22 protein-coding genes and 6 pseudogenes are annotated in these 24,055 nt (G+C 57.9%); 9 read left to right on the top strand and 19 right to left on the bottom strand.

Features of this window, described 5'->3' with window-relative positions; translation table 11 throughout:
- Positions 1 to 349 precede the first annotated feature (349 nt).
- Entirely contained in the window at positions 350 to 1,258 is a 909-nt protein-coding gene (locus ENGE1_RS22995) for an HNH endonuclease (protein WP_064360792.1), read from the bottom strand.
- Positions 1,259 to 1,894: 636 nt separating this feature from the next.
- On the opposite strand from ENGE1_RS22995, the gene ENGE1_RS22990 reads away from it, so the two are divergent.
- The 8 genes and pseudogenes from ENGE1_RS22990 to ENGE1_RS22960 all read left to right on the top strand — a co-directional run bounded on the left by ENGE1_RS22990 (position 1,895) and on the right by ENGE1_RS22960 (position 7,737).
- Positions 1,895 to 2,869 carry a GGDEF domain-containing protein gene (locus tag ENGE1_RS22990; protein WP_064360786.1) on the top strand — a complete coding sequence of 325 codons (975 nt, stop codon included), beginning with the start codon at positions 1,895 to 1,897 and terminating at the stop codon, positions 2,867 to 2,869.
- 178 nt (positions 2,870 to 3,047) lie between these two features.
- Positions 3,048 to 3,293, top strand: a pseudogene (locus ENGE1_RS28880) (hypothetical protein); the annotation flags it as partial.
- Between the two features lie 160 nt (positions 3,294 to 3,453).
- A complete protein-coding gene (locus ENGE1_RS22985) occupies positions 3,454 to 4,398 on the top strand; it encodes a hypothetical protein (protein WP_064360785.1) in 945 nt (314 codons plus the stop codon).
- 108 nt (positions 4,399 to 4,506) lie between these two features.
- The gene (locus ENGE1_RS22980) at positions 4,507 to 4,899 is read left to right on the top strand and encodes a hypothetical protein (protein WP_119218034.1); all 393 of its coding nucleotides are present in this window, start codon (positions 4,507 to 4,509) and stop codon (positions 4,897 to 4,899) included.
- 57 nt (positions 4,900 to 4,956) lie between these two features.
- Positions 4,957 to 5,477 (top strand): annotated as a pseudogene (locus tag ENGE1_RS22975) (hypothetical protein).
- Between the two features lie 45 nt (positions 5,478 to 5,522).
- Positions 5,523 to 5,726 (top strand): hypothetical protein, encoded by a 204-nt coding sequence (locus tag ENGE1_RS22970; protein WP_048263651.1) that lies wholly within the window; start codon positions 5,523 to 5,525, stop codon positions 5,724 to 5,726.
- Positions 5,727 to 5,755: 29 nt separating this feature from the next.
- Positions 5,756 to 6,760: a hypothetical protein gene (locus ENGE1_RS22965; protein WP_064360784.1), complete on the top strand. Its 1,005-nt coding sequence runs from the start codon at positions 5,756 to 5,758 to the stop codon at positions 6,758 to 6,760.
- 197 nt (positions 6,761 to 6,957) lie between these two features.
- Positions 6,958 to 7,737: a site-specific integrase gene (locus ENGE1_RS22960; protein WP_064360783.1), complete on the top strand. Its 780-nt coding sequence runs from the start codon at positions 6,958 to 6,960 to the stop codon at positions 7,735 to 7,737.
- A 57-nt stretch (positions 7,738 to 7,794) separates the two neighbouring features.
- Here ENGE1_RS22960 and ENGE1_RS29290 read toward each other — a convergent pair.
- A pseudogene (locus ENGE1_RS29290) lies at positions 7,795 to 7,953 on the bottom strand (hypothetical protein); the annotation flags it as partial.
- A pseudogene (locus ENGE1_RS27335) lies at positions 7,944 to 8,314 on the bottom strand (transposase); the annotation flags it as partial. The pseudogenes ENGE1_RS27335 and ENGE1_RS29290, both read right to left, overlap by 10 nt.
- 95 nt (positions 8,315 to 8,409) lie before the next feature.
- On the opposite strand from ENGE1_RS27335, the pseudogene ENGE1_RS22955 reads away from it, so the two are divergent.
- A pseudogene (locus ENGE1_RS22955) lies at positions 8,410 to 9,389 on the top strand (IS5 family transposase).
- Between the two features lie 224 nt (positions 9,390 to 9,613).
- Here the strand turns inward: ENGE1_RS22955 and ENGE1_RS22950 are convergent.
- The 16 genes and pseudogenes from ENGE1_RS22950 to ENGE1_RS22880 all read right to left on the bottom strand — a co-directional run bounded on the left by ENGE1_RS22950 (position 9,614) and on the right by ENGE1_RS22880 (position 23,692).
- Positions 9,614 to 10,765: a S1C family serine protease gene (locus ENGE1_RS22950; protein WP_064360781.1), complete on the bottom strand. Its 1,152-nt coding sequence runs from the start codon at positions 10,763 to 10,765 to the stop codon at positions 9,614 to 9,616.
- A gap of 24 nt (positions 10,766 to 10,789) precedes the next feature.
- Complete coding sequence (locus tag ENGE1_RS22945; protein ID WP_004118756.1) at positions 10,790 to 11,755, bottom strand: zinc metalloprotease HtpX; 966 nt, start codon at positions 11,753 to 11,755, stop codon at positions 10,790 to 10,792.
- Positions 11,733 to 12,230: a heat resistance protein PsiE-GI gene (gene psiE-GI, locus ENGE1_RS22940; protein WP_001514138.1), complete on the bottom strand. Its 498-nt coding sequence runs from the start codon at positions 12,228 to 12,230 to the stop codon at positions 11,733 to 11,735. Before psiE-GI ends, ENGE1_RS22945 begins: the two co-directional genes overlap by 23 nt.
- Before the next feature lie 2 nt (positions 12,231 to 12,232).
- The gene (kefB-GI, locus tag ENGE1_RS22935; protein ID WP_023326110.1) at positions 12,233 to 13,942 is read right to left on the bottom strand and encodes a heat resistance system K+/H+ antiporter KefB-GI; all 1,710 of its coding nucleotides are present in this window, start codon (positions 13,940 to 13,942) and stop codon (positions 12,233 to 12,235) included.
- A 3-nt stretch (positions 13,943 to 13,945) separates the two neighbouring features.
- A complete protein-coding gene (trx-GI, locus tag ENGE1_RS22930) occupies positions 13,946 to 14,386 on the bottom strand; it encodes a heat resistance system thioredoxin Trx-GI (protein ID WP_000786814.1) in 441 nt (146 codons plus the stop codon).
- Entirely contained in the window at positions 14,376 to 15,521 is a 1,146-nt protein-coding gene (locus ENGE1_RS22925) for a hypothetical protein (protein ID WP_023329027.1), read from the bottom strand. Before ENGE1_RS22925 ends, trx-GI begins: the two co-directional genes overlap by 11 nt.
- A 48-nt stretch (positions 15,522 to 15,569) precedes the next feature.
- Positions 15,570 to 16,211, bottom strand: a complete 642-nt coding sequence (hdeD-GI, locus tag ENGE1_RS22920) for a heat resistance membrane protein HdeD-GI (protein WP_023329026.1) — start codon at positions 16,209 to 16,211, stop codon at positions 15,570 to 15,572.
- Positions 16,212 to 16,300: 89 nt separating this feature from the next.
- Entirely contained in the window at positions 16,301 to 17,188 is an 888-nt protein-coding gene (gene yfdX2, locus ENGE1_RS22915) for a heat resistance protein YfdX2 (protein WP_013307890.1), read from the bottom strand.
- A 102-nt stretch (positions 17,189 to 17,290) separates the two neighbouring features.
- Entirely contained in the window at positions 17,291 to 18,205 is a 915-nt protein-coding gene (gene yfdX1, locus ENGE1_RS22910; RefSeq protein ID WP_064360780.1) for a heat resistance protein YfdX1, read from the bottom strand.
- A 22-nt stretch (positions 18,206 to 18,227) separates the two neighbouring features.
- Positions 18,228 to 18,686 (bottom strand): small heat shock protein sHSP20-GI, encoded by a 459-nt coding sequence (gene hsp20-GI / locus ENGE1_RS22905; protein ID WP_001275372.1) that lies wholly within the window; start codon positions 18,684 to 18,686, stop codon positions 18,228 to 18,230.
- 87 nt (positions 18,687 to 18,773) lie between these two features.
- Entirely contained in the window at positions 18,774 to 18,965 is a 192-nt protein-coding gene (locus ENGE1_RS28685) for a hypothetical protein (RefSeq protein ID WP_004118789.1), read from the bottom strand.
- Positions 18,965 to 19,600 (bottom strand): annotated as a pseudogene (locus ENGE1_RS22900) (ATP-dependent metallopeptidase FtsH/Yme1/Tma family protein); the annotation flags it as partial. The gene ENGE1_RS28685 and the pseudogene ENGE1_RS22900, both read right to left, overlap by 1 nt.
- Before the next feature lie 60 nt (positions 19,601 to 19,660).
- Positions 19,661 to 19,852: a hypothetical protein gene (locus tag ENGE1_RS22895; RefSeq protein ID WP_017146640.1), complete on the bottom strand. Its 192-nt coding sequence runs from the start codon at positions 19,850 to 19,852 to the stop codon at positions 19,661 to 19,663.
- The gene (gene clpK / locus ENGE1_RS22890) at positions 19,852 to 22,701 is read right to left on the bottom strand and encodes a heat shock survival AAA family ATPase ClpK (RefSeq protein WP_064360779.1); all 2,850 of its coding nucleotides are present in this window, start codon (positions 22,699 to 22,701) and stop codon (positions 19,852 to 19,854) included. Before clpK ends, ENGE1_RS22895 begins: the two co-directional genes overlap by 1 nt.
- 105 nt (positions 22,702 to 22,806) lie before the next feature.
- A complete protein-coding gene (gene hsp20, locus ENGE1_RS22885) occupies positions 22,807 to 23,376 on the bottom strand; it encodes a small heat shock protein sHSP20 (protein WP_004118809.1) in 570 nt (189 codons plus the stop codon).
- A 34-nt stretch (positions 23,377 to 23,410) separates the two neighbouring features.
- The gene (locus ENGE1_RS22880; RefSeq protein WP_013307885.1) at positions 23,411 to 23,692 is read right to left on the bottom strand and encodes a helix-turn-helix domain-containing protein; all 282 of its coding nucleotides are present in this window, start codon (positions 23,690 to 23,692) and stop codon (positions 23,411 to 23,413) included.
- Positions 23,693 to 24,055: the final 363 nt, after the last annotated feature.

Below are 24,055 nucleotides of genomic sequence, written 5' to 3'. Positions count from 1 at the left end.
CCCCCGGACACAAAAATATATAGCACTTAACTAATTAAAAACCCGAATAATTACGGGTTATTAATGTAACTTTCTTTTCTGAACGGAAATAATAGTCATACAGTTTAATTTTCTTGTAATTACTCCTACTTTTAATCAGGTACTGGACGATGGATAACGACTCCCGCCTGAGAGGGAAAATCCGTCTGGTTACCTGGCGCTATACTTAACCGATTGATCGACATGCCATGCTGGTAAAATATTAAAATCCTCCCCCATAAATCTGAATCACATGACAGGATTGATAGTCAGGCAGTATTTCACATTCATTGCTAAAAAAAATAAAAATAAGCATGCATCTTCTCGAAGATTAATTATCTTCCATCTTGTAAAAAAGAATCAAATCCTCTAATAATATCTCGATTCCCGCTTTTTTTAATACATCTTTCCGCTCGGCATATATTTTCCTCAACATATCTTCAAACCCCTTGCCAAGATGAATTTGTTTATGGCAGTTGCAACATAGTGATATGATATTCTCTTCCACATCCAGTGAATTCTCAAAATAGTCTTGCTTTGACATCGGGACAATGTGATGAGGTTCTGTGTAATTTAGAGGAGAGTTTCGCCTTCTGAACGTTGGATGGTCGCAATTAATTTCACATTTATAATCAGCTTTGTTAAGCGCATTTTTTGAAACAGATTTACTTCTTGGGTATGAGAGTCCATTTTTGACTTCTATTGCAGCTTTCTTAGGTTTCGCTTTTTCGCTATACTCAAATGTCTGAGTAACGTCAAAGTGATTACTTTCTTCTAGAGCAGTGATCAAATCATTATCTGAGTAAAAATCAATGCTTGAGCTTTCGTTCGTACTAAAAAAATCTAGTTCTTTTATTGCCTGAACAAGTTCTTCACGGATAGTCCATAAATTTCGCTTTGGGTTTCCTTTAATTTCTCTACTTTTCATGACTGTAATGAATTTTGTCCCGGAAGCAATCTTTCCGACTCCTTTAACCTCGAATCGGCCAAGCTGCTTCTGAACTCTTCCACCCAACCCATTGATTACACCATTAGCACTCATACTGTGCAGGTCGTACTTCTTGCCGATATCGAAACATGTACAGGAATGGTCTGGCTCAATGAACCATTTTTTTAACGCTGCAATACTTTTGTCATCAAAAACTTTTTTATCCCTTAATAAAATCTTCCATTCTTCAACGCTAATATCTATATCACAGACGTATTCACCATCAATTACTTCACATCTTTTTTCAATCATGTCCATAACTCTCTTGTAACACAGGCTTTGTAATAATGTAAAATCCGTTACACGGCGTTGTATGTAATGTCATTGTCTCTTGGACTCCTACAGTCCAAAACAACTTTGTGTTTTGTTGTCCAAAAACTTTTTGTTGCCGTGAGTTCTCACTGAGATAAATCTCGCCTTGAGCGTATCACATCTGCAGACTTCCTCTCAACCTTATGGACTTAACCCGGTCATTCTTCACGACAAAGAAAGTACGGCATTTTACATGACGAAGAGACGGTCTCAGCTTCACATGACCGGATAACGTTTTTAATGTACTTCATTATTACGGCACGGGTGTTCAACGAGTATTTTTAAATATTAATCATTTTGTTTAACGGGTGGATACCTACAAATTTTAACATTTACTAATCAAGATAGCAGTTATACGTACTTTCCCGGCAAAAATCCTGAGGTTTACAGATTCCCTCACCGTAACAGACCCGGTCATTCCCCTGGTCCTCCGGAGAGTCTGGTACGAGTGATAAACGTGAATTCCTGTACCTGAAGTTCAGCCGCTGGCAGATAAGTCGTGAACTATAATTACACTCAGTCAGATCCAAACACCTTTTCATCTGCATATATACTTTGTACATACCAGGAGATTACATGCAGGCACCCGGTATACCGGAGAATGAAGAACAGAGGCTGAAGTCCCTGTATATTACCGGCCTTCTTGATACCCGTGACGATGAGCGTTTTGAACGCCTGACGCGGCTGGCCCGCAAAGCCTTTCAGGTCCCGGTGGCTCTGATAAGCCTGCTGGATCGCGAGCGCCAGTGGCTCCTCGCCTGCCAGGGCGTCGGCGTGCGCGAAACTCCACGTGATATTTCGTTCTGCGGGCACGCCATTCTGCAGGAAGGGCCTTTTATCATTCACGATGCGGCTGCCGATGCGCGATTTCACGATAATCCCCTGGTTACCGGTGAGCCACACATCCGGTTCTACGCCGGCCAGCCGGTGAGCCTGCCGGACGGCACGGTGGCCGGCACGCTGTGCCTGATCCACACCGTTCCCCGCGCCTTCACGGATGAGGACATTGCGTCCCTCCGGGACCTGGCCTGTATCGTGGAGGACGAATTCGAGGCCATCAGCATGGCCATGACGGACAGCCTGACGGGCATTCCCAACCGGCGCGGGTTTTACCGCGCCGGCGAAAAACTCTTCCGCGCAATGAACCGGCAGGATGCGTCGTTCAGCCTCATCTATTTCGATCTGGACAGGTTCAAACCGGTTAACGATCTCTGGGGACACACGGAAGGTGACGAGGTGCTGAAGATCTTTGCCGGCTTTTTACATCAGCACCTTGAACCGGGTGAAATAGCAGGCCGCCTCGGCGGGGATGAGTTTGCCGCCCTGATCCGGCGAAACGGTAACACTCAGTCTTATCTGCACGCGCTGAGTGCCAGTCTCGATCATTACAATGACACCTCGGGCAAGCCCTACAACATCAATTATTCCTTTGGCGAACTGATCAATAACGCAGACCATTATACGACACTGGCGGAGATGATCGGTAAATGTGACGAAGTGATGTACCTGAAGAAAAAAAGAAAGACCCTGTCGCGGAAAACAGAACCGTGACGTTCTCCTTCCCGGCTGATCCCCTGACCCGGGGTTCAGCCGGACGGCATGAACAATATATTTAACCGCAGGACGCATAAAGTCATTTATATTTGCTCATGGTGCAATAGTCCACTCATCGCAACAATTACTCGTTTTTTGTGTCCATGCTGCAATAATTCCTCTTCTCCACTTCTGAGATCCGAAAAAAGGTAGTTCCGGATCTGCCGGAACCCCTCCGGCGCGCAGCGGCCCGGCAACACAAGATGTAGCGGTGTTAATGGCTGAAATTGACGCTATATATTGTGTTCCTCCCCTGCCCCGTGACCGGCCGCTCACCCCCATAAAAGGGTGCTGTGGTTATTCCGTGACCGTGGTACACTTCCGGAAAGTTGTGATACGCAGGAAAGTCGGATCTAACCGGAACGGCCGTCCGGTAATTTAACGGCGTGACTGTTTCATGGCTTATCATGTGCCACTTCCTTCACTTGTGTACAAAATGAATCATAATGTATACATTTATCGTTATTCCGGTAAGTTTGGTTTCATGTTTACTTCAATGACCATTTACCAGCCCTTAATACGTTTTGCATAAGGAAGGAGTCATGGCGAAGATCCAGGCCAGAAATGTTGACGATGCGCTGTTTGCGCGCATTGAGCAGTCAGCGATGAAAAATGAACGTTCACTCGAAGGGGAGATCCGCCTGGCGCTGGCCAGACAGTATCCTGCGGGGACCACCTCTCCGGAAATCCTCTCCAGTCGGCAACAGTGGCAGAAGGAATGTGGCGGGCGTCTGCGCGCCCTGTTTGACCGTCTGTCCGCTGACGGCTTTTTCCCGGGGGCCGGGCATCCCGGGCCGACGCGGATCGCCGACCAGGTACGGATAGCTCACCGGTTACATGTTTCCCCGGGACTGATCCTGGACTGTATCGATGGCGCCGGTGAGTTAACCCGTGATCTGGCTGAACGGATTGAAAGCCGGTTTGGCACCAGTGCGGACTGGCTGACTACCGGTGACGGGATGATGTTCTCGCTGGTGATACTGGGAACGTATTCCGGTGTCAGCTGGGAGGAATTTTTCTTCCCGGATGATGATGAAAGGTATGTCTTTGAGTTCATCCGCATCGACGGTGGGCGCCATGATGGCACCCTTATGATCCTGCGCCAGCATGAGCAGAACGGTCGTATCACTGCCGGCGTGGTAACAGAGGCGTTTTTCCTTGGTGCCGGTATGGGGTCGGTAGGGTACGGAAACCTGAAAGATTTTTTGTTGTTCCTCAGACAACACTGCGGGAATCTGGTCATGAATGCGTATGTGTTCTCGCCCCCGGAGCCGGATTTTGATTTCTGGTCCGTCATGGGTCAGCACCATCCGGTCTGGTTCCGTGACGCAAAGCGTCGCTCCCCTTCCCGCTGGCTGCAGCAGGTACTCAGTGGCGAAGACCCAGGGGAATGGTTTCAGGGCGGCTGGACACCAATCCTGAAGGAAGTGGCAGCGGCCACCGGGCCGGAGACAGCTTCCGGATATACTGACCCCCAGGAAGAATGATCCGGTACATCCGGCACGGGTTGGGATGTTTCAGACTTACTGGCCAGAATTAAGATCCCTGGGAACTGCTGGCCGAAGGTGAAATTTAACAAGCTGACAGGAAGCAACATGAATACAACCAGTGACGAAACACAGACAGGCACGGACGTGATGGACGTCGCCTTACGCACCATGCGCCAGTACGGCATGAATATCATCACCACCACGCAGCATTTGGATGTTAATGGTTACGTGAAATCTGACCCGCGGATGCCCAGAACGCGGCTGCGCCGCTACCTGGGGCAGTATGGCCTGTGCGGTGAGGCGCTGAACAGGGAGGTCAGACGTATCGTAGCGGGGCCTGAGCGACGCGACAGTAAGCTGAAGGACGGGATTTACTATACCTGGCCTTATGGCTGGGAGCCCGGTGATTTTACGCCGATGATGCGCCGTATTTTTCGCGGGAAGCGGACCCGCCATGTGATGATGTTAGATGAAATGCCAGCGCTGTTTCTCAACTAAAGTACTAACGAACAGGCCCAATCTGTGTATAAGCATACTCCCCAGATCAGGTTCGGGATGATAGAGCCCGGACAACATGGCAAGAATCTGCAGGACATTCCTGAGCAGTGTTTTGATTACGGGTTTGATCGGGAAGATCGCTGGCCGGGGCTGGTTCTGGCCTCTACGGTAACTGTGCCGAACGGTAACACCGATGGCTGGCGACTGGCGACGCAGAGTTGCGGTGGATTCAGCTGTGACGAATTTCAGGCCGCCGTTCTGCCCCTGCCAGTTCGCCCGGAGATGCTACGGTTTCTTGAAACCGTAGCGGAGGAGGAATTTTCGCCGGCGCCTCTGGATTACTTCAATATGATGGATGCCGGCGATGCCGCAGCAGTTAAAAAAGGGTACCTGTCATGTCTTCACCGCGCGGGGCTTTCCTGCAGTGAGCATAATCTGTCACTTCTGACACAGGCGCTTTATCCGGTGGATGCCACAGCGGAAAACATGAAGGTCCTGCCGGGAATTGTACTGAACTGGCTGCAATGAAGGTTCCCGGGGGACTGACGATATTTATCGTGGGTCAGAACTGTGATTAATTTGAACACAAAGGAGCAATACGCGGACACGGAGGATAACAGTCAATGATGCCGGCATTGCCAGGTCCGGGCGTTTCGTTTTCCGCTGCGCAGCTGCCGATGATGACGACCCTGAGCGCCAGTGACGGCTGTCACCTGTATTTTGAGCAGGGCACACTGGTGTGGACCGAGGTTTACTCTCAGGGCGACAAGCGCTGGCCGTTTTATGGCAGACCAGAACTGACGGGAATTACCCATTCATCCACGTAACAGTTACGCAACGGGACAAAGAGACCGGTATGGAAGCGAAAACGGCAACCTTCATAAAAACGTCTGTTGATGATAACGGCATGTGGCTGCTGACCGTCCCGGCGGGGAGTGCGGGCGACGAAACGGTGGTTGTGGTCGTCAGACGGGTGGAGGAATGTCGTTACGGATCTGAGGACTCGCCAGGGGCACATGTGTCGATCACCTCCAGCCTGACGCTGTACGGTGAAGGACAAGGAACACCGCAGACCATTGTCGCGAAGTTCGTGCCCGGCACGGTGGAACTGTTCAGTGTCGAATTTATGCTGAAAGAATTTTTACCCCGTGGTCGCAGGGTGGGCAGCTGGATCATGCAGCAGATGGTGCTCTGGACCCGCTCCCTGCCGCCGGAAACGCTGGTCGGAAGAATCGACATCTCGTCCGTGGATACGAAAAACATTCACAATCTGATCCGCCGGAGCAGACTGTGGCGCGGGCTGGGTTTCCGGTTCCCGCCGGGGGAAACCAGCTCAATGCCGATGCGGGCAGACGAACTGCAGTTGCCACGGGGCAGGTGTTCAACGCTCCGGGTGGATCCCCTGGTATCCGCGGTACGCCGGCTGGAAGACTGTTATCGCGGGCTGCAGGAAAAAATAGTGCAGCTCGAAGGCAAAAAACGGTCGCAAAAACAGTTAATTACTTCACTTAGGAATCGTCCATTTTATCATCTGTTGCACAGGAAAGGGGGCCAGCTCCCGGACGAGAAATGTGACGCCCTGCCACTGCGGGCAGAAAAACTGTCTCTGCCGCAGAGCGGGGATTCTGACCTGGAGGTGGCGCAACGGGCAACCGGGGTTATCCGACTGGCAACCCTGTGTAGTCAGTCGCAGGAAAAAATCGTTGAGCTCAAAAGGGATCTTGCCTCGCAAAGTGAATACCTCGTTGACCTGCAGACAAAGCTCCTTTCTATCCTGTGGGAGAAAGTCGCCAACCTGACCTTATTCTGGGGGGGCGTGGTGATTTTTCTGGGCTTTATCTACTGGATGTTGGGGTCATGAATGTTCCCGTTCCATAGCCACCCACTGAAGAGGAGTGAAACCTGTGCCCGAAAATATCGTGTCTACTGTCATTGACGGGGTAGTTTTGTTTGTGACTTCGTCTGTTTTCTGGCTGGCCGTCGCTGGCTGGTTAGTCATCCTGACTCCGGTAATATTACGAAGAAAATTCTCGGCAAAGAAAAAAGTTAAAAGAAATTATGAATAACCTGGTTCCAGTTGGATCTCCGGCATCTCCCGGAACATTGCTCCCGGTGGCCATCGATTACCCTGCCGCCCTCGCCCTGCGCCAGATGGCGCTCGTGCAGGATGAACTGCCGAAATATCTGCTGGCGCCGGAAGTCAGCGCCCTGCTCCATTACGTGCCGGATCTTCACCGCAAGATGCTGCTGGCGACGCTGTGGAACACCGGCGCGCGCATTAATGAAGCGCTCGCGCTGACCCGGGGGGATTTTTCGCTGGCGCCGCCGTATCCGTTCGTGCAGCTGGCCACGCTCAAGCAGCGCACCGAGAAAGCAGCCAGAACTGCAGGTCGTGCACCCGCAGGCAGCCAGGCTCATCGCCTGGTTCCGCTTTCCGATCACCACTACGTCAGCCAGCTGCAGATGATGGTGGCCACCCTGAAAATTCCGCTGGAAAGACGAAACAAGCGCACCGGCAGAATGGAGAAGGCGCGTATCTGGGAGATCACAGACCGTACCGTGCGTACCTGGCTTAGCGAAGCGGTGGAGGCCGCAGCGGCCGACGGGGTGACGTTCTCAGTACCGGTTACCCCCCATACGTTCCGTCACTCCTACGCGATGCACATGCTGTACGCCGGCATACCACTGAAGGTTTTGCAGAGCCTGATGGGCCACAAATCGATTAGCTCGACGGAAGTCTATACGAAGGTGTTCGCACTTGATGTTGCTGCGCGGCATCGAGTTCAGTTTCAGATGCCCGAAGCGGATGCGGTAGCCATGCTGAAAGGGAATTTTTAAGTACTTAGGAGAATGATGCTGGCGAACGTCCTGCTCGCCGGTGAGGTCTGTCAGACGTTATCTGGACCAGCTGACGGGAATATCTGCTCTGTATTCCTCATACTGCTCATAGATCGCATGCTGAAGCATCGTAATACGTTCTGACAACCTGTTGGCGTCCGACATATGCCGCCATTCCCCCTCAATAGTGGTTTTCTGTCCTGAAGCCAGGCGTAAAAACCACTGGGATGTACATCCAGCACCCGACAGAGCAGGCGAACAGGCCAGCAACAGGTGTTGTCACGGATAAAGGCGTACCTCAGTCGGACAGCTTTGCGAAGTACGCCGCGGCTTTTTTTAATATGTCCCGTTCGTCGGTAACCCGCTTCAGCTCTTTCTGAAGACGGCGGATCTCGGCCTGAGCATCTGACTGTTCTTTATTAGTGGAAGAATCCGGACCATAGTTCTTTATCCAGGCGTAAAGGCTGTGGGTGGTGATATCGAGACGCGTTGCAACGCTGGCAACAGATTAACCGCGATCAACAACCTGTTTGACTGCTTCAATTTTAAACTCTTCGGGATAACGCTTACCGCTCATGGGCACCTCTCTTTAAGCCATCTTAAATGACTCTGAGGTGTCTGTTAAACCCGTGGCGATTCAAAATACGCTGATCCCGCCACCCGAGTTCTTCCATGAAGCAGATGACCTTCGCCGACGCCGAGTATGCCGGCAAGGGCAAGCAGACCCGCAAGGAACTGTTCCTGATCGAGATGGATCAGGTGGTGCCGTGGAAAGGGCTGATTGCCCTGATCGAACCGCATTATCCGAAAGGCGAAGGTAGTCGCCCGGCGTATCCCTTGATGGCGATGCTGCGTATCCATCTGATGCAGAACTGGTTCGGCTACAGCGATCCGGCCATGGAAGAAGCGCTGTACGAGACGACCATCCTACGTCAGTTCGCCGGGCTGAGCCTGGAACGTATTCCTGACGAAACCACCATCCTCAACTTCCGTCGTCTGCTGGAGAAACATGAGCTGGCAGCCGGCATCCTCTGCGTGAACAATGGTTACCTGGGGGATCGCGGTCTGTCGCTGCGCCAGGGCACTATCGTCGATGCCACGCTGATCCACGCGCCCAGTTCAACCAAGAACCAGGACGGCAAGCGCGACCCGGAAATGCACCAGACCAAGAAGGGGAACCAGTATTACTTTGGCATGAAGGCGCACATCGGCGTTGATGATGAATCGGGGCTGGTACACAGCGTGGTGGGCACGGCAGCCACCGTGGCGGATGTCACCCAGGTCGACAAGCTGCTGCACGGCGACGAGAACGTCGTCTGCGCCGATGCCGGCTACACCGGCGTCGAGAAGGGCTCCGAGCATGCCGACCGAGAAGTGATCTGGCAGGTCGCAGCACGCCGCAGCACCTACAAGATGCTCGATAAACGCAGCGCCCTGTACAAAGCCAAGCGCAAGATCGAGAAGGCCAAGGCGCAAGTGCGAGCGAAGGTAGAGCCCCCTTTCGCGTGATCAAGCGGCAGTTCGGCTACACCAAGGTACGTTTCCGAGGGCTGGTGAAGAACACTGCACAACTGGTGACGCTGTTGGCCCTGTCGAACCTATGGATGGCCCGCCGACATTTGCTGGCAAGCGCAGGAGAGGTGCGCCTGTAATGCGGAAAATGGCCGTCACAAGGTGCTCGCGACGGCTGAAAGCACCGAAATGAGCGGGTGATCCGATCGTTTTTGATCGGTTCACCGCTTTCAAAATCAGCAGTGGCTGAAGCCAGCCGGAAATACAGGGCTACTTCAGACCATTCCTCGCTAGGGCTCGTAGTTCGGCGCAAGGCTGAAGTCGCTTGGCTGCTTCGCTGTGCAGATCCATGACCCACTTTCCATCAAACTCCCGGTTGTAGTTCCACAAGCATCTCGCGAGTCTTGCCGGCCCGCTCCACTAACAAGACCACAACATCTTCAACGTTCTTGTCGTCTAGCCGGGCCTGTAATGTGGTGACGTCGTCGACGGCGATACCGTCGATGCTGATAACGCGATCGCCGGGCACGATGCCGCCTGCGGTGACCTCGACGCCGACGAGCCCGGCCCTGTGCGCCGCCGAGCCCGGCGTCACGCGCAATACGAATACGCCCTTACTGCCGGTCAGCGCCTGCAGACGCGCGTTGAGCTGCTCATCCACCTCGATGCCCAGCGCCGGACGGATGTACTTGCCGGTCTTTATGAGTTGCGGCACCACGCGCATGACGGTATCGACCGGCACCGCAAAGCCTATGCCGGCCGAGGCGCCAGACGGACTGTAGATGGCGGTATTGATGCCGATCAGCCGCCCAGCCGAATCGAGCAGCGGGCCACCGGAATTGCCGGGGTTGATGGCGGCGTCGGTCTGGATCAGGTGATCGATGGCCGGGCCGCCCGCTTCTCCCGGCAACGAGCGGTCGAGCGCGGAGACGATACCAGTGGTGAGCGTCCAGTCCAGGCCGAAGGGGTTGCCGATAGCAAACACCTTCTGACCCACCTTGAGGTCGGCACTGGTGCCGACCGGCACGGCCGGCGGGCGCTTGAAACCGACGCCGATCTTGAGCACGGCGATGTCGTGCGCGGGGCTCGTCCCCACCAGCGCGGCCTGGTAGTCGCGGCCGTCGGCCAGTTTGACGGTGGCTTCGGACGCGCCCTGGATGACGTGGAAGTTGGTGACGACGTGGCCGGCGTCGTCCCAGATGAAGCCCGAGCCAGTGCCGTGCGGCACGGAGAACACGTTGCGCGTCCAGACATCGCGTACTAATTGCGCGGTGGTGATGTAGACCACCGAGGCGCGCGATTTTTCGAACAGTTCGATGGTGGTTTTCTCGTCCGCCGCCAGATCGCCACGCGCCATCACTGTGCGTTCTGCTGCCTCGCGCGGACTGAACCAGGCCTCGATGGCGGGCAGAAACTGCCACAGCAGCATGAGCGCGGCAATGCAGGCGGTGATGAAGAGCCCGCGCCGGACGTAGCGGTCCGGCGCGGGGCGTTGGTACGGGTCGAGATAGGCCATGAGACGTCTCCTGTTGATGGGCAATCAGCGCCACAGCCCGCTCGGGCGCCAGCGCGGTGGGCGCGTCGCCAAAGCGGATTCCGGCAAAAAATGGGGCGCGCGGAGTGGCAACGCTGATGCTGGCCCAGGCGCCAACGTCAGCAGGCGTGCGATGCGCTCTTGCGTTGCCGGACGCGTGCGCAAGCAGGAGGGCTCGGGATTGCCCCATCCCGGCCATAGCCAGGCACGCCAGGAGCGGCTGACCCGCTCGATTTTCGCCAGCGCGGACGCCAGCCCCTGCGGGTCGCCAGTCAGTTCCGCCGCAAGGCGGTCAGCGTCGAACTCACGCACGCGAGACAAGCCGAGCTGTGCGAGCAGGGCCAGTTGGGGCGATGCGGCCAATAACAATAGACCAGGCCAATAGACCTCCGCCGCGCCAACCAGCAGCGCGGGCAGGCTGAGCAGGATCGCGATCTGTCCCATAAGGGCCAGTAGGCACGTGAGGCGACTGACGGAATCCGCCAGCCCCATGACACGCAGATCCTCATTAGCGATGTGCGCGACCTCGTGCGCGAACACACCCGCCAGCTCGCGTGGGCTCAGGCTGCGCAGCAGGCCATCGGTGAGGGCGATCGATGCCTCCTGCTTCGATCCGGTGGCGAAGGCGTTGACGACGGCACTGGGCACATAGTGCGGCACCGGCGTGGCGGGCAAACCGGCACGGGCGGGCAGCTCGCGCAACAGGGCCCACATCTCGTGGGCTTGTTGCGGGTGCAAGGTCCGTACGCGGTACAGGCGCAAGCTCAGCGCCGACGCGGCTACCGGGTCCAGCAGCAACGCACCTGCAACGGCAAACAGCGCGAGCCACAGGCAGCCTTCCCCAAATGGCAGTCTCCCTGCTGCGGCTGCGATCCCGACCAGGGTCAGGACCAACAGCCCGGTCTGCAGGCGGTTGAGCCAGCGGTGTTGCAAGAGCACAGTGCGCGGATCACTCGGATGATGACGGGTCATGCTCAGAGGTCTCGGCGGCGCGGTCGCCGCGCTTGCGCAGCAGCCAGTAGGTCGCACCCAGAGCCAGCGTGGCGCCTGCCAGCGCGGCTATCTTTGCGGGGCTCGCGTCGGAGTCGAGGATCACGAACTTGCGGGAGAGTGCGATCACCGCGATCAGGACCACCGTCTTAACCTGGATGATGCTGTCCCGACGCAGCGCCACGCGCACGATGGAATGCTTGAACTCCATCGCGATCAAGAGCGTCATGATCATGCCGAACACGCTCTGGAATACCTTGTGGTCCAGGGGATTGAAGGCATCGAGAACCAGCAGCGTGAAGACGATGGAGATGAGCTGGAACAGCGACACCATGATGATGACGGCGATCACCGCCGACAGCACGAGCGCGACGACCTGCTCGAAGCGCTCGTAAAAACTCATGATGGCCAATTGGTCACGCAAGACCTGAAATGGGTTAAGGCGTTTTGATTTCATGACTATGAACTCCCTGGAAAACGGCTGCTGTCGAGACGGCGGCGCATTGCGCTGATGTGTCCTTCAATCAACTCGGTCGACATGCCAAGCGTCGACATCACCTGTTCCGCCAGCCCAATAGCTGCGGCAAAGGATTGCTGATACACGCGCACGTTAGGCATGGCGCGAAATGCATCGGCCGCGGTCGTACTTCTGCATGACACCCACAAGGTTAGCGCCGGACGGCGCTCGGCAATCGCCTGGGCGATGCGCAACGCTTGCTGGGCATGGGCGAACGTTAGCACCACCAAGTGCGCATGCGTCAAGCCGGCAGCCAGCAAGGTATCGGGCCGACTGGCATCGCCATGGAACACCGGCGCGCCGGCGGCACGCGCGGCCTCTACCTTCTGCGCGTCCGCCTCCAGCAGCAGATGCGCCACGCCGGCGTGGCGAAGAATCTCGCTGACTGTCAGGCCAAGCTCGCCCGCGCCGCAAACGATGACATGGTCTCGATATCGCGTCGTCTGCGCGGCGATCTCGACTTCTTCAGCCTGGGGTGGCTGAATGACGCCGCCGGTGCGGCTCAAGAACCGGGCAAGTACATCGTGATGGCGGATCAGTAGCGGTGCCAGGGCCATGCTGAGCACCAGCGCGACCAGCATGGGTTGGACGACGGTCGCGGGGATCAGATGCTGCTGCAAGACCGTGCCCAACAACAGCAGGGCGAACTCGCCGCCGTGCCCCAACGCTATGCCCGTGCGCCAGGCATCGAGGGCGGACAGGCGCGTCGCCCGCAAGGCCAGCGTATTGAGCAGGATCTTGACCGGTACCAGCACCACCAGCCACGCCAGCACCGCCAGCGGTGCCGAAAGAATCTGTGCTGCGTCCAGTTGCAGGCCGATGGTCACGAAGAACACGCCCGACAACACATCGCGAAACGGCCTGAGGTGGCTTTCCATGTGGTGCCGGAAGTCGCTCTCGCCCAGCACCATCCCGGCGAGGAAGGCCCCCAGGGCGGCGGATACGCCGACCGCGTGCGCAGCAGCGGCGGCAGCCACCACCACGCACAAGGAGACGAGCACGAACGATTCCTCGTGGCCCCGCCGCGCCACCCAGCCCAGCAGGCCATGCAACAGACGGCGCGAGACGAGGGCCGCTGCCGCGAACAGCAGCAGCACACCGAATACTTCGAGCAGCACATGCTCGATCTTCGGCGACTCGCCGCGCGCCCAGATCGCCAGCAAGGCCAGCAGGGGCACGCTGGCCAGGTCCTGAAAGACCAGCACGGCGATGGCACTGCGTCCGTGGCGGGTGGTGAGCTCGCCTTGGTCGGCCAGTTGTCGGCTGACCAGCGCCGTGGACGACATGGCCGCCGCAGTGCCGAGCAGCGCGGCGCTCTGGCCGGGCTGCCCCAGCCACATCAATAGCAGGATCAGCGGCGGGGCCACGGCGATCATCTGCAGAGCGCCCGCCATCAGCACCGTCCTGCGGGCGAGCCAGAAGTCTCCGAGGGAGAATTCCAGTCCGACCATGAACAACAGCAGCGCCACGCCCAGCTCGGACAGAAAGCTCAGCGTCTCCCCCGGCGCGATCACGCCGATGACTGAGGGGCCCAGTACAACGCCGACAGAGAGATACCCCAGCAAGGCGGGCACTCTGAACGCCGCCGTGGCCATCGCCGCCAGGCTGCAAGCCGCCAGCAGGATTAGCGTAGTGCCGAGCAAGCCCTGCATCGGTCAGCGCCCCACTTGCGTCGACGTCCAGCGCACGATGTCCTGCGCGCCCATCGCGCCGGCCTGACGGGCGATCTCCCGCCCACCCTGGAACAGGGCGAGCGTCGGGATGCTGCGGATACCGAACTGCGCGGCCAGGTGGGGCTCAGCCTCGGTATTCACCTTCGCCAGCCGGATCCTCGGTTCGAGCTGGTGCGCCGCTTGCTGGAACTGTGGCGCCATCATCTTGCACGGCCCGCACCATGGCGCCCAGAAATCGACCAGCAGCGGCAGATCGCTGCGCTCCACGTGGCGCGAGAACGTCGCCGTAGTCAACTCGATGGGCTCGCCCGTGAACAAGGGCTGCTGGCAGCGGCCACAGTTGGGATGTTCCGATAGCTTCGCAGTCGGTACGCGGTTGATGGACTGGCAATGCGGGCAGACGAGGTGAAGATCATTCTTCATGGTTCGCCTCCTTGGACCACAGTGAGGCTGCCTCGCTTCGGGTCACAGACAATGCCGACCAATCAACGCCTTGGATCCAATCGTTCCCGTTTTTGCTTACTCCGGCCTCTTCCAGATGAGCAGCGATGAATGCTTCGGCCTGCATGAGCCACCTTCGGACAGCATCTTCCTTACTAGGAATCAGCAGGATTTCAGAGACGCTGCTGGCATTCAGCCCGTCCACACGGATAAGCAGAAAAATGCGCCGCCACAAACGCGGCATGTCCTTCAGCAGGTCAAATGCAAAAGCGAACTCGCTCGACCGATCAATCAGCTCCTCCTGTTCCGCGATCGTTGCGACATCGGGATGCTGACTGCCAGCGAAAATATCGGCCAGCTTGAGTGTGTCATCGTGCTGATAAAATTCGAAGATTTCCTCTTCCACCATGGCCTCGGCCACGTCTTGGGCATCCGGTTCGACCGGCGCGTCCAGAGAAACGAATTCGCCAAATTGCCGGCTGCTTGCCACTTCGTTATCCAGGACGGCGAACAGATGCTTCAAAAGACCGGTGTAAGCCTCTTTTTCCCCCGGCACGGATTGCCATTCCACCTTAGCTCGGACAATCGCTTCATCCACCACGTCGCGCAGCGTCGGATAATCGCGCGGTAAATCGCCGACGGCCCGCAGATAAGCCAGCTCACGCCTTGCGACAGCCTCAAGTTTCGACAGTAGAGGCATTCGGGTCACCTCGGCCTCATGGGCGGCTGATGCGGGTTTTGCGGCAATCCGCACCTTGAGCTCGCGCAAGCGCTCGCGTCGTGCTTTGCGCTTGATTTGATCCTGAGCATGCAGTCGGTCAAAATGCTTCTTGGCCTGACGGAACAACGACTGTGCGAGCATCTGCGCGAGGGGCGTCAGCTCGTCATGTGATGCAGTAACGCTGACAATCTTTTTGCCGGGCAGGTGCATATAGCCACTGGCCAGAAATTGCCGCTTGATCTTGTCGCGATCAAGGACGATTTGAAGTCGCGCTGAATCTTTAGTGTGTTTGTCGAGCAATGGCTTGAGGGCGTGCTCGATCACATTTCCCAAAGCTCTCTGCCAAGGTTCATGAAACTCTTTGTCGATAGCTCGATAGCTATATTGTATCTGCATGTATGACTCCTTCGATGTCATTTCTATGGAGGCATGAATCGAGGATGCTCATATCCATAGATTTTGGTTTGGCACGCTCTTACCCCAGGCGCGTTTGCGAAGACTCCAACTCAAGAACAAAAGCGTGACGCCATAGACTGCCGCATGGAAACCCAACAGCCAGCCTGCGGCCACGAATGACTCGACCGGACGGGTAAAAAATATCCACAAGACGATAGCGCCAAGGATAATCGAGAGCAGTCCACTGAGGGCAAGCCAGATTTCACCCTTGATTTCCCGACGCAGCCGAACGGCGGCGGATATCTCCAGCACACCGGTGAAAATCGCCCAGAAGCCCACGCTAGCCCATAAAAAAGAAGCCAAGACTATCGTGGCGACCCAAGGAGCAACCAGGACGACGACGCCCGTAAGTATGCCGACAATGCCGCTGAACAGCAGCCAGCCCCAGCGCTCTTTTTTCTGGATATGGCGCACCGCTGCAAACAAGTTGAACGCGCCATTGACCAAGGAAAATGCGCCGAACATGATGGTCATGGCCAACAGAGCCGATTGTGGCATCCAGAACGCGAGGGCTGCAAAAATCAATGCCAAGACACCGCGCAGCACAAAAAGCCACCAATTTTGGCTCAGCGAACACAGTGCTTTGGTGGGGTCATCCGCATTGGAATTGGCGATGGTGTCTGTTTTCATGCAATATCTCCTAAAGATCTATACAAAATAAAAAATCAAACACTCATGGGACAAGAGAGGGGGCGCTATGCGCCCCCTCTCCAGCGGTTTCAGAACAACCTGGACAGTTTTGCCTTGACTTCATCGAGCCAGCCTTTTCCGCAGCCTCCCCCTCCCGTCTTTTCCTTGATTTTCTTGAGTTCAGCGTACAGGGGCTCAAAGTCCTTCCTTTTTCCATAGCCCAGCAGTTCTGCCATTTCCAACTGCTGCCGGGCTTCGTTCAACAATGTCTCCAGGCGCTCATTGGATGCTTCGCTGCGCTGACCATCTTCTACCAGGGGCTCGGCGCGCTTCAGGAGCAGCTTCGCACGCAGGACGGGCAGCGGAAGCACGCTGCGCTCCTCGACCAGCGTGCTGAGCGCTGACTGCAGCGCGGCTTTGGCTTCTTCGATCTTGCCCTGATCGATCAGCGGCACGACTGCCTTCACGGCTGCGGGATAGGACGCCAAAGGGATGCTGGTGACCGTGATCACGATTTCACTGGCCAGCAAAGCCAGCACGTGGCGAGCCTGTTGCACCTCGCCATGTTTGAGGGCATCCAGCGCCTCGTCGGTCATCGCCTCAATGGTTTCCGTGTTGGCGAACAAGTCGTGCACGATGGTGCGCACATCAACGCCGGCCAGGGCGAGCGTGGGTTCGCGCGCGACGATCAGCTCCAGCTTTCCCGTCACTTCGGCCAGCGTTGCCAATGCGCGTGCAGTGTCCTTGCCGTCAAGTGCGGCCAGCGCTGATTTGGTCAGCGACAAGGCCGAGACTGCCTCATCGAGGACTTGTTTACGTTTGTCTGCCGCCTGCGAGTCCGTTTCTTTCTGAACCTCAGGCTGTACCTCCGTGACGACTTCAGGCTTGGACTCTGGACTGACAGGAAGGCTGCTTACCGCGGCCTGTTCGTTTTTTCCTTCGTTCGTCGCATTGGGATTCGGTGTTTGCTCATTCATGGTGATATGCCTCGTATGAGATAGTGAAAATAGGCGAATCTATTGGGGCTGAATGCGAACATCGCGAGACTGACCGACAGAGCAGTCAGCCCCTTCATCACCTCAAAACAGCTTTTGGATGCGCGTCTTCAACTCGTCGAACCATCCCTTGCCGCTTTTGCCACCAGCCGACTTTTGCTCAATGGACTTCACCTGATCGAAGATGGGTTTGAAGTCCGCCTTCTTGCCATAACCCAGGATCTGCGCCATCTCGATCTCCGTGCGCACGGACGACAACAAGGTGCTGAGCTCCTCGTTCTGCTTGGCATCGCGCCTGTCGGTCTCGGCCAGCTTTTCAGCTTTTGCCATCGCGGCTTCGGCCCGTAGCACGGGCAGAGGAAAGGCGACCGAGGTGACCACCAGCGTGTTCAGTGCTCGGGCGAGTTCCGCTTTGGCGTTGTCGATCTTGCCGCTGTCGATGAGCCGTGCGGCCGACTTGATCGCTGCCGGGTACGTTGCCATCGGAAGGTTGTCGGTTTGGATTACGATTTCGCTGGCCAGATTGGCAACGATGGGCCGGGCCTTTTGCACCTCGCCATCACCCAACAACTCCCGAGACAACTTGACCGCTTTCTTTACCGATTCCACGTTGGCGTGGATATCGTGGGTGATGACGCGTACATCGACCGGCGCCAAAGCAAGTTTGGCGTCGCGTGCCAATACCAGTTCCAGCTTTCCGCTGGCCAGTTCCAGCGCAGCAAGCGCCTCCTTGGTCTTGTTTGCATCAAGGAGGGTCAAAGCCTCCTGGGTCTTGGTGAGCGCCGTGATGGCGTCTTGAGTGAGCTCGGCACGCTTTTTATCGGCTTCCTGGGCGGCCTTGTCATCTACCTGTGGCTGTGCCGCCTTGGATGCGGCAGAGGGTGCTGCAGCACTTGGGCTAGAACCTGCCGCCGATTGGGCCAGAGCCGGTCCGCTCAGTCCGACGACGACCGCCAGGGCAAGTGCGGAGAAGGTGTATTGTGGCTGTTTGATATTCATGATCTTGGGCTCTTGATTGAAGTTAGTTGACTGAGATTTCAATCTGTTTCGGTTTGGCTTGCTCGGCCTTGACAAGCCGCACTTCCAGCACGCCGTCTTTCATGGAAGCCGTCACCTTGGTCGGATCAACGTTGTCAGGCAAGACAAAGCTGCGCACAAAGCGGCCATAGGCACGTTCGATGCGGTGGAACTTCTTGCCCTGCTCCTCTTTTTCCAGTTTGCGCTCGCCGCTGATGGTGAGCACACCGTTTTCCGCGCTGACGCGCACGGCATCCTTGGGGACCTCCGGCAGATCCAGCTTGAGGAGGAATGCGTTCTCATCCTCGCTGATGTCCGCCATTGGAGCCCAGTCCGCCGTGGTCATGGCTTCGTTGCCGGTACGGGCGCCCTGTCGCTGGGGTATTCGTCCGAACATCGTCGCCAGGCGGTTTTGCAATTCATCCAGTTCCCGGAAGGGGTCCCACGGAGTCAATGCAGACATATCGGTTCTCCTTGAACAATGCCGACGAATTGGATGACGCACTGAACAGAGCCGTCTGTTTACTCTGAATGGCACCTACTACTGTTTTCAGTTCCGAACAAGTCCTTGAGTCAATTGACGGATATCGCTTTCGTCGAGCGTTTCCCGCGCCAGCAGCTCGCGCGCACAGCGCTCCAGCACCGCGCGGTTGATGTCGAGAATCCGGTAGGCGCGCTCGAACACGCCCATCACGATGTCGCGGATAGCCTGATCGATGCGCGCCTGGGTCGATTCGGCCACCCGGCAACAGCCTTGGCCAGCAATGTCTTGCCGGTGCCCGGTGGGCCGACCAGCAACACGCCCTTGGGAATGCGCGCCCCGAGACGGCCATAGTCCTGCGGATTCTTCAGGAAATCGACGATCGCGACCAGCTCCGCCTTGGCCTCATCCCCCCCCGCCACATCGGCGAACGTCACACCGGTGTTCTTTTCCACGAACACCTTGGCGCGGCTCTTACCGATGTTGAGAAACCCGCCCATGCCCTGCTTCTCGGCGAAGCGGCGGAACAGGAAGAACCAGACGCCAAAGAAGGATACCGCTGGCAGGATCCACGACAGCACATCGCTCAGCCAGGTGCTCTCCAACACGCGCGCATAGGGTACGTCGTACTTCGACAGGCGATCGGCAAGATCGGGTTCGACCCTCGTTGCCACGATCGTCGTCTTGCCCCGGCTATCCGGCGACTTCAGGCGCCCGGTCACCGTACGATCCGACACCAGCACTTCGGCCACGCGCCCCTCGTCCAGCGCCTTCTCGAACTCGCTGTAGGGCACCGACTCGACGGTTTTCGCCGTCTGCCAGTAGCTCTGCAAACTCAGCAACAGCAGGAGGGCAACGATCCAGTAGCCGGTATTCCATTGATTCTTTTTTTCCATGGACCGTGTTCCTCGAAAGTCGAGTTGCCAGAGGATCAGGTGAACAGACGGGCCGCACCGTCACGCAAACGGATGGCCAGCGAGCGGGAGGGCAGTGCCGCCGCTGATGAGCAGCCCCCACGGCGTGGCCGACCGCGGATCACGCTTGTAGACGACCGCGTGACCCGCGGCCACGACCGCCACCGCGATCGATGCCAGGGAGGCTGCCCATGCCAGGCTGATGGAGTCGGACACGGCAGCCTCGCCCGCCATCAAGATGCGTCGCTCGCCGACTTCTTCTTGCTCGAGTCTTTGCCAGCGTCGCCGTGCGGCGTCTCGGTCGCCTTCGCGACATCCGGCTGCTCCGGCTCGGCCGGGGTCTGCGGTGGCTCTTTGCGTTCGAACACCACGCGTTCGGCCTTGTCGTCCCAGCGTGCGCTGGCTTGATCGCCCTTGCCGATGCCGCCACCGAGCATCTCGCGCGCCAGCGCAGTTTCCAGCTCGCTGCGGATCAGGCGCTTGAGTTCACGCGCACCGAACTCGGGCTTGTAGCCTTCTTCCGCGAAATGGTCGATCAGCGTCTGATCGAAAGTGAGCGTCACGCCCTGGCTGGCGGCGCTGCGCGCCACGCGATCGAGCTGCAGGCCGACGATGTGGCGGATCTCCTCCTTGCCCAGCGCATGGAAGACGATGATCTCGTCGATGCGGTTGAGGAACTCGGGCCGGAAGTGGCCGCGCAGCACGTCCATGACCTCGGCCTTGGTCTTTTCGTACTCCTCGCCAGCCGCCTCACGCGCCTTCAGCCGTCGCTGGATGATGTCCGCACCCAGGTTGGACGTGGCGATGATGATGGTGTTGGTGAAATCCACCACCCGGCCCTTGCCGTCGGTGAGGCGACCGTCGTCGAACACTTGCAGCAGGATGTTGTAGACGTCAGGGTGTGCCTTCTCGATCTCGTCGAGCAGCAGCACGCTGTAGGGCTTGCGCCGCACCTTCTCGGTGAGCTGACCGCCTTCGTCGTAACCGACATAGCCCGGAGGCGCGCCCACCAGCCGCGCCACGGTATGGCGTTCGCCATATTCCGACATGTCGATGCGCAACAGGGCGTGCTCATCGCCGTAGATCGATTCGGCCAATGCCTTGGCGAGCTCGGTCTTGCCCACCCCGGTCGGGCCCAGAAACAGGAAGGTAGCCACCGGTTTACCGCCTTCGCGCAGGCCGGCGCGGGATAGCCGCACGGCATCGGCCACGGCACGGACCGCCTCGTCTTGTCCCACCAGGCGCTCGTGCAGCCGTTGTTCCAAGTGCAGCAGCTTTTCGCGCTCTTCCACCGTCAACTCGTTGACCGGGATGCCGGTCAGGCGCGAGACAACCTGCGCCACGTGTTCCGCCTTGACCTCGGCACTGCCGGAGGCCCGCTCCCGCTCCCAGTCCTCGACGAGCTTCTTGAGCTCGGCCTCCTTGGCTTCGATGCGCTTGCCGAGCTCGGCGGCCTGGTCGTACTGCTTGCGCGCGGCCACGTAATCCTGTTCACGCCGTAGCTGGTGCAGTTCGGACTCCAGCTCCTGCACGGCCACCGGCCGGGCCGTGGCCGACAGCTTCACGCGCGCGGCCGCCTGGTCGAGCAGGTCGATCGCCTTGTCCGGCAGGAAGCGCGCCGTGATGTAGCGGTCGGACAACTCGGCCGCCGCGATGATCGCGTCCTCGGAGATGCTGACCTTGTGGTGCGCCTCGAAGGTGTCGCGCAGGCCGCGCAGAATCATGATGGCCTGGGCCACCGTCGGCTCGGGCACCGTCACCGGCTGGAAGCGCCGCTCCAGTGCGGCATCCTTCTCGATGTATTTCTGGTACTCGTTCAGCGTCGTGGCGCCGATCAGGTTGAGTTCACCGCGCGCCATCATCGGTTTGAACACGTTGGCCACGTCCAGCCCGCCTTCGCCACCGCCCTGGCCGGCACCGACGATGGTGTGCACCTCGTCGATGAACAAAATCAGCTCGCCCTGGTGCTCGGTCACCTCCTTCAGCACCTTCTGCACGCGCTCCTCGAACTCGCCGCGATATTTGGCGCCGGCCACCATGGCGTTGATGTTGAGTTCCACCAGGCGCTTGTCGCGCAAGGTCTCGGGCACTTCACCCGCCACCATGCGCTGCGCCAGCCCTTCGACGATGGCGGTCTTGCCCACACCCGGCTCGCCGATCAGCACCGGGTTGTTCTTCTTGCGCCGGGCCAGCACCTCGATGGTGGTTTCGATCTCCTGCGCGCGGCCGATCACCGGGTCGAGCTTGCCGTCGCGCGCCATCTTGGTCAGGTCGCGCGAGTACTTGTCGAGTTCTGGCGTGTTGGTCGGCGTCTCAGCGCGGCCATCCTCGGCGCCCTTGCCGACCACCTTGCTGACCTGTTGGCGCAGCGCCTGCGGCGTCAGGCCGTAGCGGCGCAGCAGGTTGGCGGCCAGCCCTTCGCCTTCCTCGGCCAGACCGATCAGGAAATGCTCTGGACCGACATAAGAATGGCCGAGTTCATTGGAGGCCACGAAGGCGCGGCTGAGCGCATCCTTCACGCGCGGCGACACGCCGATCTCGCCCTCGAAGGGCTTGTCCCCGCGCTTGGCCTCAGACTCGATCTGCCGCTTGAGGTCATCGACCTTGATCTTGAACTGACCCAGGATGGTCTTGACCACGTCGCTGTCGGCCAGCGCCAGCAGCAGATGTTCGGTATCCACCTCGGAGCGGCCAAATTCGGCAGCGTGTTTGGCGGCCTCCTGCAGCAAGGCTTCCGACTGTTCGCTGATGCGGCTGGCCAACCCACTGCCGCGACGGCGCGGCGCACCCGAACCTGCGGTGGCGGGCTCGCCAAACGAGGCATCGACCACGTCATCGGTATCGGCGGCAACTGGCGTCGCGTCTTCGCCGATGCGGAAGAAGTCACTGCCGAGGAAGTCCTCGAACAGGCCGCTGCGCGAGCCGAACAAGGCTTCCAGCGGCGAAACGGTGCGCTTTTGCTGGCGCACTAATTGCCGGTAATGGTCGTCGCACAACAGCATGGTGCTGTTACGACCGTTGAGATTGGCTTCCACCCGCACGGTGGCGGGTTGGCCGCAGACCTGGCATTGTTTTCTGGCCATGCTGATGCTCCTGAGAAGGTTGACAAGGTTGAGGCGACGAGGCATCGCGAGCCGCGACTCCTCGTCTCGTGCCGGGTTTTTCTTGTGACGAACGAGCCGGCGACGTCAGCCGTTGATCGGGATCGAGCGTCCCTGCTTCGGCGCGCTGACCTCGCGCTTGTCGATCGTGACCGTGAGCACCCCGTTCTTGAACGATGCCTTGATCGAATCCTGGTTGGCGTCGTCAGGCAGGTTCAAGGCACGCTGAAAGCTGCCGTAGGAGCGCTCCACACGGTGGAAGCCACCTTCCTTCTTCTCCTGTTCCTGGCGCTTCTCGCCACGCACCATCAGCACGTCGTTGTCGAGAGTTATCTGGATGTCCTTCTCCTCGACACCGGGCACTTCCAGGGTAATCTTGTACTGCTTGTCGGTTTCCTGGATGTCCAGGGCCGGCTTCAGCATGCCCGACCAATCGGATGGCCACTGCGGCATGTTCAACGCCGGAAAACCGAAGCCCCGGAATGCGTCATCGAACAGCCGGTCGATTTCCCGATGCAGTTGCAGGATCGGGCTGACTGGCCCGCTCGCCGCTGGCAGGTCATTGCGCTGCACCGGCAGGGAAGAGACGGTCTGCTGCTCTTGCTGCTCGTTCTTGAACCAGTTCCAGGGAGCCAACTTCTTGAAATCGATGTCCATGTCATACCTCCAGAAAAATTGGAAAACGAGTTACTCAAGCCCTTTGCCTGCTGTGACGGGCAGTGCGCCCAGGCGACACGGGCTGCTCGGATGACTTCTGCTGTTCACGCTTGCGCATCACCTCCTTCTTTGCTCCGGCTCGGGTCTGATCATTGATCCACTGATCGATTTCACTTTGAGGAAACCGCCACGTCCCGCCCACCTTGAAAGCCGGAATTTCCCCGTGCGCGGCGAGCCGATAAAGCGTCCGCTTGCCGACTTTCAAGTACGCAGCCAATTCATCGAGCGTGAAAATCACCTGTAGGTGCGCTTTCATCCCTGTAGGTGCGCTTTCATCTCACCCTCTCCAATCGCGTCGCTTTGCGGTTCCGGCCAAGGAAATCCTTGTAATACTTTGTAATATTAGACCTACTATGAATAACTTCAAGAGTCAATGTGCAGCGTTCTCCCGCCCCATTGATCCAGGTCAACTGCTCAGGCAAGGCACAGGGGGGCGGCCTGATCAGGCAATGGACAGCGCCTGGCTCCTCAGCCTGCGTGTGCCACAGGCGCCTCGATCAAACACCGATCCTCACGTTGTAGCCGAGTGCCCGCAGCCCCTTGCTCGTCTGCATGTTCCTTGGCGGAAACTCGTCTGGGCGCGCCCAGACGACGATTTCCCCGAGGCTGCTCAGGCCAA

Origin of the sequence: Pluralibacter gergoviae ATCC 33028 = NBRC 105706 (genome assembly GCF_001598855.1) — a bacterium.
GTDB classification, from domain to species: Bacteria; Pseudomonadota; Gammaproteobacteria; order Enterobacterales; family Enterobacteriaceae; genus Pluralibacter; species Pluralibacter gergoviae.
Note: the sequence above shows the minus strand (reverse complement) of the source record. Positions and strands in the feature narration are given on the sequence as shown.